At 70.8% G+C, this 11803-nt stretch carries 10 protein-coding genes; 7 read left to right on the top strand and 3 right to left on the bottom strand.

Going from position 1 to position 11803, the window contains the following annotated elements; genetic code table 11:
• Positions 1 to 5 precede the first annotated feature (5 nt).
• The 4 genes from ACMTAK_RS44210 to ACMTAK_RS44195 all read left to right on the top strand — a co-directional run bounded on the left by ACMTAK_RS44210 (position 6) and on the right by ACMTAK_RS44195 (position 4038).
• Positions 6 to 1358 (top strand): MFS transporter, encoded by a 1353-nt coding sequence (locus ACMTAK_RS44210; RefSeq protein ID WP_413811376.1) that lies wholly within the window; start codon positions 6 to 8, stop codon positions 1356 to 1358.
• Positions 1359 to 1389: 31 nt separating this feature from the next.
• Positions 1390 to 2208, top strand: coding sequence for an N-acyl homoserine lactonase family protein (locus ACMTAK_RS44205; RefSeq protein ID WP_413811375.1), 819 nt, complete (start codon positions 1390 to 1392; stop codon positions 2206 to 2208).
• A 78-nt stretch (positions 2209 to 2286) separates the two neighbouring features.
• Positions 2287 to 3576 carry a hydroxyacid-oxoacid transhydrogenase gene (locus ACMTAK_RS44200; protein WP_413811374.1) on the top strand — a complete coding sequence of 430 codons (1290 nt, stop codon included), beginning with the start codon at positions 2287 to 2289 and terminating at the stop codon, positions 3574 to 3576.
• A gap of 9 nt (positions 3577 to 3585) precedes the next feature.
• Positions 3586 to 4038 (top strand): FmdB family zinc ribbon protein, encoded by a 453-nt coding sequence (locus ACMTAK_RS44195; protein WP_413811373.1) that lies wholly within the window; start codon positions 3586 to 3588, stop codon positions 4036 to 4038.
• A 4-nt stretch (positions 4039 to 4042) separates the two neighbouring features.
• On the opposite strand, the gene ACMTAK_RS44190 is transcribed toward ACMTAK_RS44195, so the two are convergent.
• The 3 genes from ACMTAK_RS44190 to ACMTAK_RS44180 form a co-directional block, all read right to left on the bottom strand.
• Entirely contained in the window at positions 4043 to 5065 is a 1023-nt protein-coding gene (locus ACMTAK_RS44190; protein WP_413811372.1) for an LLM class flavin-dependent oxidoreductase, read from the bottom strand.
• A gap of 67 nt (positions 5066 to 5132) precedes the next feature.
• Entirely contained in the window at positions 5133 to 6278 is a 1146-nt protein-coding gene (locus ACMTAK_RS44185; RefSeq protein ID WP_413811371.1) for an LLM class flavin-dependent oxidoreductase, read from the bottom strand.
• 547 nt (positions 6279 to 6825) lie between these two features.
• On the bottom strand, positions 6826 to 8133 hold the full coding sequence (locus tag ACMTAK_RS44180) for a flavin monoamine oxidase family protein (protein WP_413811370.1): 1308 nt from the start codon (positions 8131 to 8133) through the stop codon (positions 6826 to 6828).
• Positions 8134 to 8373: 240 nt separating this feature from the next.
• Between ACMTAK_RS44180 and ACMTAK_RS44175 the strand changes: the two genes are divergently transcribed.
• From ACMTAK_RS44175 to ACMTAK_RS44165, 3 genes are all read left to right on the top strand, one after another.
• Positions 8374 to 9168, top strand: coding sequence for an IclR family transcriptional regulator (locus ACMTAK_RS44175; RefSeq protein ID WP_413811369.1), 795 nt, complete (start codon positions 8374 to 8376; stop codon positions 9166 to 9168).
• Between the two features lie 293 nt (positions 9169 to 9461).
• Complete coding sequence (locus tag ACMTAK_RS44170) at positions 9462 to 10883, top strand: LLM class flavin-dependent oxidoreductase (protein WP_413811368.1); 1422 nt, start codon at positions 9462 to 9464, stop codon at positions 10881 to 10883.
• A 77-nt stretch (positions 10884 to 10960) separates the two neighbouring features.
• Positions 10961 to 11530, top strand: coding sequence for a flavin reductase family protein (locus ACMTAK_RS44165; RefSeq protein ID WP_413811367.1), 570 nt, complete (start codon positions 10961 to 10963; stop codon positions 11528 to 11530).
• Positions 11531 to 11803: the final 273 nt, after the last annotated feature.

The raw sequence follows: 11803 nt of genomic DNA, 5'->3' as shown, positions 1-11803 counted from the left end.
CCCGCATGAGCCATATCCCCGTCACCGACGCGGCACCCGACGCCAGAGCCGAAGGACATCACCAGGCATCCCGGGCGGCCATCCGCAGAACGGCGCTGGCCGGAATGATCGGCACCACGATCGAGTGGTACGACTTCTACGTCTACGGCCTCGCCGCGGCGCTGGTCTTCGGCACGGAGTTCTTCCCCGACTTCTCACCGACGGCCGGCACCCTGGCCGCGTTCGGCACCTTCGCGGTCGGCTTCCTCGCCCGCCCGCTCGGCGGAGTGATCTTCGGTCACTTCGGGGACCGCGTGGGGCGCCGACACGCCCTCATGCTCACGCTGTTCCTGATGGGCGCGGCGACCGTCGTCGTCGGCCTGCTGCCGGGCTACCAGACCATCGGCCTCTGGGCGCCCATCCTGCTGGTCACGCTGCGCTTCCTCCAGGGGTTCGCCGTCGGTGGCGAGTGGGGCGGCGCGGTGACGATGGTCGTGGAGTCCTCGCCGCGCGACCGGCGGGGGTTCTACGGGAGCCTGCCGCAGATGGGGGTGCCGCTGGGGCTGGTGCTGTCGTCGACCGTGTTCGCGGTGGTCTCCACGCTGCCCGATGACGACCTCCTCGCCTGGGGCTGGCGCATCCCCTTCCTGCTCAGCGTCGTGCTGATCGGGGTCGGGCTGTTCCTCCGCTCGCGTATCACCGAGACCCAGACGTTCGCCCAGGTGAAGGCGTCGGGGCAGGCGCGCAAGATGCCGGCCATGGAGGCGTTCCGCCACCACTGGAAGGCGATCGCCCTCACCGTCGGCATGTATATCTCGGCCGGTGTCCCCTTCTACATCGTCTCGGTCTTCGTGCTGGCCTACGGCTCCTCCCATCTCGATCTGTCGCGGGGTGTGCTGCTGACCGGGATGCTCATCGCGGCGTTGGCCGAGGGGCTGGCGGTGCCCTGCTTCGGCGCGCTGTCGGACCGCTGGGGCCGGCGCCCCGTGTTCCTGGGCTCCGCCGGATTCGCGGCCGTGCTCGCCTTCCCGTTCTTCTGGCTGCTGGCCACCGGGCAGACCGGGCTCACCTGGCTGGCCATGCTGCTCGCGCTCGCCGTGGCACACGCGGGGATGTACGCGCCCACGGCGGCGATGTACGCGGAGCTGTTCCCCGCGGAGGTCCGCTACACCGGTACCTCGATCGGCTATCAACTCGGCGGCGTGGTGGCGGGGTTCGTGCCGCTCGTGGCGGGCGCCCTGGTCAGCGCGGCCGACGGCGCCTCCTGGCCGATCGCCTCCATCTGGGCGGGCGCGGCACTCGTCGGGCTGGTGTGCGCGCTGATCGTCCGCGAATCCCGCGGGTGCGACCTCCGGCCCGATCAGCCCAAGTCCCCTTGAGAGATGTCGTCCCGACCGGAGGTGAAGCTCCATGACCGCGAAGACCGCGAACAAGGTCCACGTCCTGAGCTGCGGAGCGATGAGCTGCGATCTGACGTGGCTGCTGCTCAAGGCGGGCCGTACGATGCGCACACGCACCGAGCACCAGCGGCCCCCGGAGTGGTACTCCTGCACCACCCACTGCGTACTGGTGGAGACCCCCGAGGGGACACTGCTGTGGGACACCAGCTGCCCCCGCGACTGGGAGACCCGCTGGGCCCCGACCGGTTTGCAGGAGTACTTCCCCTACGACCAGGTGAGCGAGGAGGAGTATCTCGACGCGCGGCTCGGCCGGCTCGGTGTCCAGCCGCAGGACATCGGCTATCTGGTCCTGTCCCATCTGCACTTCGACCACGCCGGGAACATCGGCATGTTCACCGGCACCGGCGCGCGGCTGGTGTGCCACGAGAAGGAGAAGGAGTTCGCCTTCGGCTTCGAGGGCGCCTTCAACGGTGCCCACCTCAAGACGGACTACGCGGCCTGTGACTTCGACACCGTCAGCGGCGACACCGAGATCCTGCCCGGTGTCACCCTCATCGAGGCCCCGGGGCACACCCCCGGCACCATGTCGATGAAGGTGGACCTGCCGGAGACCGGGACGATGCTGTTCACCTCGGACGCCGTCTACATGGGTGACTCCTACGGCCCGCCGGCCACCCCCGCCGCCATCGTCAACGACCTGACCGCCTGGTACGCGTCGGTGGAGAAGATCCGCGGCATCGCCGAGCGGTCGGACGCCACCGTCGTCTTCGGCCACGACGCCGAGCAGCTGCGCTCGATGCGGCTCGCCCCCGATGGCTTCTACGCTTGATCGTCCGGACCCGGCCGGCGCTCCGAGCCCGGCTCGCCGCGCCGCCGGGACCTACTCCGATCCCCAGGAGGGACGCGTATGAGCAGCACCGTTCCGGCCCGACCCGAGTCCGTGTTCACCTACGGCGCCCCGGCGCTGAAGTTCGGGCCGGGAGCATCCGACGAGATCGGCTTCGACCTCTCCCGGCACGGGGTCCGCCGGGTCCTGGTGATCACCGACGCCGGGGTGGCCGCCACCGGCGCGCCACACCGCATCGCCGAACGGATGACCGCGTTCGGCATCGAGGCCCATGTCTTCGACGGTGCGCATGTGGAGCCCACCGACGTCAGCCTGCGGGAAGCGGTCGACCACGCGCGGGCGTCGGGCCCGTGGGACGCCTTCGTCGCGGTGGGCGGCGGCTCCAGCATCGACACCGCCAAGGCCGTCAACCTGCTGAGCACCAACCCCGGCACGCTGATGGACTACGTCAACGCGCCCGTGGGCAGGGCGCTGGTGCCCGAGAACCCGCTCAAACCGCTGATCGCTGTCCCCACCACCACCGGCACCGGCTCGGAGTCCACCACCATCTGCGTGCTCGACGTGCTGGAGCTGAAGGTGAAGACCGGCATCAGCCACGCCCGGCTGCGGCCCACGCTCGCGGTCATCGACCCGGACCTGACCCTCACCCTGCCCGCGGGGGTGACCGCCGCCAGCGGCATGGACATCCTGTGCCACGCGCTGGAGAGCTACACGGCCCGCCCGTACGACACCTATCCGCGCAAACACCCCGAGCAGCGAGTGCCGTACTGCGGCGCCAATCCCATCTCCGACGTGTGGTCGGAGCGGGCGCTGCACCTGCTCGCGCGGTCCTTCCGTACCGCGGTCCGCGACGGGGAGGACCCCGGGGCGCGCTCCGAGATGGCCCTGGCGGCCACTTTCGCCGGTCTCGGCTTCGGCAACGCGGGGGTGCACATCCCGCACGCCAACGCCTACCCGATCGCCGGGCGGGTGAAGGACTTCCACCCGGCGGGCTACCCCGCACACGAGCCGATGGTGCCGCACGGGATGGCCGTCTCGCTCACCGCTCCGGAGGCGTTCCGCTTCACCTTCAGCGCCCAGCCCGAGCGGCATCTGCGGGCCGCGGAGCTCCTCGCCCCGGGGATGGAGCGCCCCGCCGACGCGGCCGAGTATCTGCCCACCGCGATCCAGCGGTTGATGCGCGACATCGGCATGCCCGACGGTATCGGCGGTGTCGGCTACGACAAGGGCGACATCCCCGCACTGGTGGACGGCGCCATGAAGCAGCAACGGCTGCTGGCCACCGCCCCGCGCGAGGTCACCGAGGACGACCTCGCCGGGATCTTCGACCGCTCGCTGTCGCTCTGGTGAGGAGGACCGATGGCCATCTATGAACTCGCCTGCGAGACCGGGCACCGCTTCGAGGTGATCCAGTCGTTCTCGGCCCCGCTGCCGAACTGCCCGGACTGCGGGACCGCGACCCGCAAGATCCCCAGCGGCTTCGCCCTCGGCGGCACCGCCGCCGTGCCACCGCCGCCGGAGCGGATGCCACAGACCTGGAAGGGGACCTACCGCGGCGACCGCGACTACGTCACCGCCATGCGGCGCACGGCCGAGTCCCGGCAGAAGCTGGAGGAGAGGTACCCCGAACTCGCCGGTGACCGGCGGCCGATCGTCGCCCACGAGGGCAGATACGAGGCGGCCCCGCTGCGCGCCGGGGACCCGTTGCCCGCGCCGTCCGAGGGAGCCGGGCACGGCCACGGCCACGCGCACACGCACGGACACGGGCACGGGCACGAGTTGAAGCCGACAAGGCCCGCGAAGCCTTCGTGAAGCGCTACGGGACGGCCGGTTGCCAGCCCAGTGCCGGGGCGAGCCTGGTGGCGATGTCGGTGAGGATCTGTACATAGTCCTCGTGGTCGAAGGTGAAGGGCAGTGCGAACGCCACCTCCTCGACCTCCCGGAACGCGGCGTGCGAGGTGAGCCGTTCGGCGATGTCCTCGGAGGTGCCGACGAGATCGGGTGCGAACATCATGCGCGCCGGCCCCTGGGGCGTGGCGGTACGCGGCAGCCGCTGCCGGGCGTATCGCTCGTACTTCGCGCGCTGTTCCGGTGAGGCGGTGTCGGTGGGGATGACGACGAGCCCCTGGGAGACACGGGCACGGTCGCCGTCGGGGTGGTGGGCGCGGAAGGTCCGGATGTGCGAGAGCTGGATCTCGGCGAAGTCCTCGGACTCCTCCGCCTTCACCACACTGCTGGTGAGCAGGTTCATTCCGTGCTCACCGGCCCACCGCGCCGACCGCAGGCTGCCGCCGCCGTACCACATGCGGCGGCCGAGCCCCGGGGCGTGCGGCTGGACGCGGTCGGAGAACACCTCGAAGCCCTCGACACCGCTGAAGTCGGTGACCGGTTCGCCGCGTACGCAGTCCAGCAGCCGTCGCACACGTTCGTGGCTGAAGTCCTCGGCGTCGGCGGTGTCGGGGTGGAGCGCGCCCTTGACCTGGTCGTAGTGGTGCGGCGGACCGGCGCTGACCCCCGGGTTGAGACGGCCCCCGGACAGGATGTCGACCGTCGCCAGGTCCTCGGCCAGCCGCAGCGGATTCTCCCATCCCATGGGGATGACGGCCGTGCCCAGTTCGATGCGGCTGGTGCGCTGCGAGACCGCCGCCAGAACCGCCATGGGAGAGGAGATGCCGTATTGCAGATGGCGGTGGCGCACCCAGGCGCTGTCGAAACCCAGCCGTTCGCCCCGTTCGATGATCTCGAGTGTCGACTCATGGCCACGGCGGGGGTCGGCCTCGTCGAACAACCCAATGGTCAAGAAGCCCAGCTTCCGCAGGGGTTTCGAGGTCAGCGGCACAGGATTCCTCCAGCGTCCGCGGCGTACTCCGCCGCACACCATTGCCGTTCCATTGTCGCGGAGCGGTTCACCTGGAGGTGGCGGACGAGGCGGACAGCGCGGTGGCGGCGCGGTGGGCGAGTTCCTGGCGTACGAGGGGGATCAGATGGCGGCCGTAGTCGATGGCGTCGTCGAGCGGGTCGTAGCCACGGATGAGCAGGGTGGTGGCGCCGATGTCCACATAGTCCAGCAGCGCCTGGGCGACCGTCTCCGGGGTGCCGACGAGGGCGGTGGTGTTGCCGCCCGCGCCGGTCGCGGTGGCGGTGGGGGTCCACAGCGCCCGGTCGTGGCGGTCGGCCTTGGCGGCGGCCGCGAGGAGCCGCTGTGATCCGGCGTTCTGGGGTGCGCGCTCGCCGTTCTGCTGGTGGAAGAACGGGCGTCCGGTCCCGGTCCTGATGGTGTCCAGGACGCGGTGGGCCCGTTCCCAGGCCAGCTCCTCGGTGGCCGCCAGGATCGGGCGGAAGGACACGCTGATCCCGGGCGCCTCGGCACGTCCGGCGGCTGCCGCGGCGGCGCGTACGGAGGCGATCTGCTCGGCGGTCTCCGCGAGCGGTTCGCCCCACAGCGCGAAGGTGTCGGCGTGCTTGCCGCCCACCCGGTAGGCGGCCTCGGAGGAGCCGCCGAAGTACAGCGGGATGCCGGTGGCCCGGTACGGCAGGACCTGGGAGGAGTAGTCCTCCAACCGGTAGTGGCGGCCCTCGTGGCTGAACGGTTCGGCGGAGGACCAGGCGCGCCGCAGGATGCCCAGGTACTCGTCGGTGCGCTCGTAGCGCTCCTCCTTGCCCAGGAAGTCGCCGTCCTTGCGCTGCTCCGCGTCGTTGCCACCGGTGATGGTGTGCACGGCCACGCGCCCGCCGGTGAACTGGTCGAGGGTGGCGAAGCCCCGCGCGGCGAGGGTGGGGGCGAGGAAACCGGGGCGGTGGGCGATGAGCAGGCCGATCCGTTCGGTCCGGGCCGCCACGTGTGCGGCCACCTGGGTTCCGTCGGGGCGACGGGAGCTGTAGCCGATGAGGATCCGGTCGAAGCCCGCGTCCTCATGGGCACGGGCGAAGCGAGTGGTGTATTCCGGGTCGATCGCCGGGCCGGTGGCGGGCCGGGTCTCGGAGACCTCCTGGGTCTCGATCATGCCGATGAACTCGACCGACGACGCGGGCGTTGGGGCAGATGCGGGCATGGGTCAATTGCCTTTCGGGGCGGGCGAGTCGTACGCGGCAGGGGCGGGCGGACACCGGACCGTCGCAAGCACAGCGGGATACCCGAGCACCGCGCACGCGCGCGGGGAACGCACGGTGCCTAGAGAGGAATTCCGGGCCGGTCCGGTGACAGGAGGTGGTCAGCTACGGGTGCCGGGCCTCCGGGGGCGGTGCGACCGCCCGGTCAGCGACAGAGGGCGCTGGAGGTGCGCAGATAGTCCACGTAGCGGCAGAGCACGCCCGGATGCGTCGAATGCATATCCCATATCGTCCTGACCACAGGAGCCGCTGTCAATGGACACCTTTTGGTGTCTCATCCTGCGGAACCTCGACGACCTGCATGTCCGTGCCTCGCGCCATCCAGGCGGGTATGACGGACACGCCATACTCCGAACTGCTGGAGACCATCGATGAGTTCGTCGCGAAACTGGACCCGCATGAGCGGGTGCGCCGCCTTTACGGCGCTCCGGACCATGCACCGGGAGATCACCACATGAGGGACCCTCGGGGGGGACCACGGCGTGCCGGTCAGCCGCCGGAGGGCCGCTGGAGGTCCCGGTGGACCTGGCGGGCCACTCGGGTGCCGCTTTCGATGGCGCCGTCGATGAAACCGGCCCAGATGTTCGCGTAGTCGCTGCTGGCGAAGTGCAGGACTCCGGTGTTCTCCTGCTGGGCGCGGTGGTAGCGGGTGAGGTGGTGGGGCTGCTGGATCAGCCAGGTCTCCTGGGAGTAGGGATCGGCCATCCAGTCGTGGCCGCCGGCCTCGACCACCTCCAGGTCGTCGCGCCAGACCTTCAGAGCCGCGTCGATGGCCTGCGGATCGTTGACGTCGATCCGGGTCGCGTCCGGGCCGAAGGCGACCAGCACGGCGTCGTCCTCCCCGATGAACTCGGTGCGCACGACGGCGAGGGGGTGGGCTTGAGAGGAGTAGGCGAAGAAGGGCTTGATGGGGCCGCGGACCCGGATCCACGCCTTGGCGCCACGGGAGGCGGTCTTCTCCAGGCTGGGGCGGAGCTTGCCGTCCGGCAGCGCGGGGGCGATGTCGAGCTGGTGCAGGACGTTCTGCGGCACGGTGATCACCACACGCCGGGCGGTGATGGTGTGTCCGTCGCCGTAGGTGATCTCGGCGCCGCGGGCGTCGTGGGTGAGGGAACGGACCGGTGCGGACAGGCGGATGTCGGCTTCCGCGTCGGCGGCGATGGCCTCCACCAGGCTCCGGGTGGAGCCGGTGAGCCGGAAGATCGCGGATGCCTCGTGCATGAGGTGCCAGGACCCGGCGGTGGCGGCGGTCCAGCGCAGGGCGCTGGTGTAGGCACACCGGTCGAGCGGGGCGTTGAAGTGGCCGACCCACGCGGCCTCGTTGGCGTTCCTCTCGTCGATGGACAGCTCGAGGTCGTCGAGCATCTCCTGGAGGTTGAACTGGTCGACGTCGGCCAGCCGTGGGACGGTCAGCGGTGCGTTCGGGCGGGGGATCCACTTCATGGTGTCTTCCAGCAGCCGGGTCATGCCCGGGTCGATGAGGCGCATGAAGTCGTCCAGGGTCCCGCGGCGCACCTGGTCACCGGCGAGCCAGTAGGTCTCCTCCGAGCGGGGACCGCGGGTGATCTCCAGGCCGTAGCGGGTGATCTCCGCCCAGACGTGCGGCTGGACCCAGTGCACCCAGGTGCCGCCCATCTCCAGGTCCCGCCCCAGCCGGTGATCGGTCCAGGTCCGGCCGCCGATCCGGTCGCGCGCTTCGAGGACGACGACCCGCGCTCCCTTCCGGCCGAGTTCGCGAGCGGTGATCAGGCCGGCGACTCCGGCCCCGATGACGACGACGTCCGCCTGCCCGGGCACGTGAGTCCTCCTTCGTAGAGCTCGACTCCGAGGCGCGTCCACATATTGAACGTGACGTTCATATAAACGCCTACCGATAGTGGGCCGCACACCCCGCCCCACTGTCAAGACCTCGCGCGGCCGCGACTCCCGGCTCGTCGCGGTGACGGCGTTCACTCCCCGAACAGGCCGACGGTACGGTGGGGGAAAGGTCGCGCGCGGAGCGACTCCGTACGGCGATCGGCACGACGAAAGGGCCCCATGAGCGACACGTCCGGACCGGCGGACATGACCAACAAGTCCCTGACCAAAGGCGTCCGGCTGCTCCGCGAGTTGGCCGCCCAGCCCCGGTCCGGAGCCACCGTCACCACCCTCGCCAAGGCGGCGGGGATCTCCCGGCCCACCGCCTTCCGCCTGCTGTACAGCCTGGAGCAGAGCGGGCTCGTCGACCGCGTCGACAACAACTACATCCTGGGCTGGGAGCTGGCCCGGCTCGGCCGCTACGCGGACCCCCACGCGGGCCTCGCCGCCCGCGCCCAGCCCCTGCTTCAGGAGCTGGCCGACAGGTTCAACGAGTCGGTGACCCTGTCGGTGCCGGACCTCAGGGGCGGGGTCGAGCTGATCGCCGAGGCCGCGGGCTCCCACGTGGTCAGCATCGTGCCGCGGAACATGGTCGGCGAGCACTACCCCCTGCACGCCAGCTCAACCGGCAAGGTCCTGCTCGCGGACATGCCCGTGGAGCAGGTGCTCGCGCTGCTGCCGGAGCGGCTGGAGCCCTACGCCTCGCGCACCATCACCGATCGCGCGACCCTGCTCAGGGATCTGGAACAGGTCCGTGAGCAGGGCTTCGGCGTCATCGACAACGAACTCGAGGAAGAGCTGCTGTCCCTGGCGCGCCCGATCCGCGACTCGTCCGGGACCCTGGTGGCGATCCTGGCCCTCGACGGGCCCCGGTACCGGTTCGGCCGGGACCGGATCCCCGAGGCCCTCGAGGAGATGCGGTCCATCGTCGACCGCCTGACCGAGGCGTTCTGGCAGGACCCGCCGTCCGCCTAGGTCCGGGCGAGCCAGGCGATCCGGATGACCCGGGCGATCCGGGGGTCCCACCGGGGCCCGCGGCCCCGGCATGCCCTCCCGGGCTCCCGTAGGGGATTTATCGACTCCGCCCCGCCGTGGGCACATGGCGCGTCGGGCCCACCTGTTGACACCGGCCCTCGCGAGACTCCAGCATGCTGAATATGGACGCCACGTTCGCATACTGAACGTCGAAGCGTTCCTCCTCTCCCACCTCAGGTGCTCTGCGGAACCCTCACCGCAGGAAGGCCCCGCCTCTCGCCCTGGAGCGCAGCATGAGCAATCAGCCGCTGAAGTTCTTCGCCTTCGACGTCGCCGCTCCCGCCCATCTGACCGCGGGTTCCTGGCGTGACCCGGAGGACGAGGGCCGGCGTTACACCGACGTGGACTACTGGACCGACACGGCTCGGATGCTGGAGGACGCCTGCTTCGACGGCATCTTCTTCGCCGACACCGTCGGATATCACGACGTCTACGGCGGGTCCCCCGACGCCGCGATGCGCGACGCCGCCCAGTTCCCGATCAACGACCCGGCCCTGATCGTCCCGGCGATGGCTTCGGTCACCCGCCACCTGGGCTTCGGCGTCACCGCGTCCCTGACGTACGAGCAGCCGTACGCGCTGGCCCGCAAGTTCAGCACGCTGGATCATCTGACGGCCGGCCGGGTCGGCTGGAACATCGTCACCTCCTACAGCGAATCGGCCGCGCGCAACCTCGGGCTCGGTACGCAGATCCCGCACGACAAGCGCTACGACATGGCGGACGAGTACCTGGAGGTCTGCTACAAGCTGTGGGAGAGCTCCTGGCAGGACGACGCGGTCATCCGCGACGCGGAGGCCGGTGCCTATCTCGATCCGCGGCGCATCCACCCCATCGGCCACAAGGGCACCTACTTCGACGTCCCCGGCGTCCATCTGTGCCAGCCGTCCCCGCAGCGGACGCCCATGCTCTTCCAGGCCGGTGCCTCCTCGCGCGGTCTGCTCTTCGCCGCGCGTAACGCCGAAGCGGTCTTCGTGAACACGATGACGCCCGAGCTCACCCGGCACAGTGTCGAGCGGATCCGGACCGCGGTCGCGCAGGCGGGCCGCGACCCCGGGAGCGTGCGGATCCTCGCCCTGATCACCGTGATCGTCGCGCCCACCGACGCACAGGCGCGGGAGAAGTACGAGCGCCACCTGGCGCAGGTGAGCTACGAGGGCGCGCTGGCCCGGTACGCGGGCTGGACCGGCATCGACCTGAGCACGCTGGACCCGGATATGCCGCTCCAGTACGCGGATGTGGACGGCTCCCGCTCGATCGTGGAGATGTTCTCCAAGGCGGACCCCACCCGGACCTGGACCGCCCGGCAGATCGCCGAGTTCATCGGCATCGGCGGCACCGGCGCGGTCATCGTCGGCTCCCCGCGGACCGTCGCCGCCGAGCTGCGCACCTGGCGGGACAAGGCGGACCTCGACGGATTCAACCTCAGCTACGCGACCAAGCCCGGCGGCTGGGAGGACTTCATCGAGCTGGCGCTCCCGGAGCTACGGCGGCAGGGCCTGGCCCGCGACGCCTACGACGAGCGGGCCACCACCCTGCGCGAGAGCTTCTACGGCGCGGGCCGACGCCGCACCCTGCCCGACCACCCGGCCTCCAGGATCCGCGCCGCGCGGCGTGAGGGCGACCAACTGCCGGGCGCCGTTGGCGCGTTGGCCTGACCGTCAGTGCGCCGGCCGACCGCCGGCGCACCGGCGCGCGATCTCAGCCGTTCCACCACATCGAAGGGAGCATCACCATGGCCACCGCCCCGACCACCGCCTCCGGCCTCCGGATCGACCAGCTGGACTTCCGGCACGTCATGTCCCATCTGCCCACCGGTGTGGTGGCGGTGACCGGCGTGGAACCCGCCTCGGCGCAGCCCGTCGGCCTGATCGTCGGCTCCTTCGCATCGCTCTCCCTCGAACCTCCGCTGGTCGCCTTCAGCATCGCCCGCACCTCCAGCAGCTGGCCCAGGGTCCGTCGCGGCGGCCGGTTCAGCGCCAGCGTCCTCGCCGAGGGACAGGACGCGGTGTGCCGGTCGCTGTCCCGCAAGAGCGGCGACAAGTTCGCCGATGTGGCGTGGCACCCCTCCCCCGACGGCGCCCCGCGCGTCAACGGCGCCGTCGCCTGGATCGACTGCGAACCGGAGCAGGAGCTCGACGGCGGCGACCACCTCATCGTCATCGCCCGGGTACTGCGCATGGCCACCGGCCCCGGGGAGCCCCTGGTCTTCCACAAGGGCAGGCTCGGCGGCTACCGGGGAAGGCCAGGACCTCCTGCGCCGCGGACAGCAACGGCACGGCCAGATACCCCCAGCCGGGGATGAGCATCGCGTCGTACTCCCACTCGGCGAGCCCCAGCGGAACGCGGTCGCGAGGGAGGAGGGGCGAGTGGCGCTGCGCTGGTGGACATGGCGGCGGCTCCTGTGTGCGGGGTTGTTCCGACACCCGGAGGCTGTCATCCACCCGCACCCGGCCATATCCGCCCTGGGCGCACGACGGCGTCCGTCTTGGGGCGCATGCGCGCGGGTGGAGGTCAGACCTCGGGACCCCCACGGCGCGACCGCTCCCGTCAGGGTCCGCCAGCCCCGGGCTACGTC

Source organism: Streptomyces lacaronensis (genome assembly GCF_047337785.1).
Classification (GTDB): Bacteria; Actinomycetota; Actinomycetes; order Streptomycetales; family Streptomycetaceae; genus Streptomyces; species Streptomyces lycopersici.
Note: the sequence above shows the minus strand (reverse complement) of the source record. Positions and strands in the feature narration are given on the sequence as shown.

Excerpts from the sequence above, each read along its gene's own strand:
- ACMTAK_RS44210 (WP_413811376.1), top strand. The coding sequence starts at position 6 with ATGAGCCATATCCCCGTCACCGACGCGGCACCCGACGCCAGAGCCGAA.
- ACMTAK_RS44205 (WP_413811375.1), top strand. The coding sequence starts at position 1,390 with ATGACCGCGAAGACCGCGAACAAGGTCCACGTCCTGAGCTGCGGAGCG.
- ACMTAK_RS44200 (WP_413811374.1), top strand. The coding sequence starts at position 2,287 with ATGAGCAGCACCGTTCCGGCCCGACCCGAGTCCGTGTTCACCTACGGC.
- ACMTAK_RS44195 (WP_413811373.1), top strand. The coding sequence starts at position 3,586 with ATGGCCATCTATGAACTCGCCTGCGAGACCGGGCACCGCTTCGAGGTG.
- ACMTAK_RS44185 (WP_413811371.1), bottom strand. The coding sequence starts at position 6,278 with ATGCCCGCATCTGCCCCAACGCCCGCGTCGTCGGTCGAGTTCATCGGC.
- ACMTAK_RS44175 (WP_413811369.1), top strand. The coding sequence starts at position 8,374 with ATGAGCGACACGTCCGGACCGGCGGACATGACCAACAAGTCCCTGACC.
- ACMTAK_RS44170 (WP_413811368.1), top strand. The coding sequence starts at position 9,462 with ATGAGCAATCAGCCGCTGAAGTTCTTCGCCTTCGACGTCGCCGCTCCC.
- ACMTAK_RS44165 (WP_413811367.1), top strand. The coding sequence starts at position 10,961 with ATGGCCACCGCCCCGACCACCGCCTCCGGCCTCCGGATCGACCAGCTG.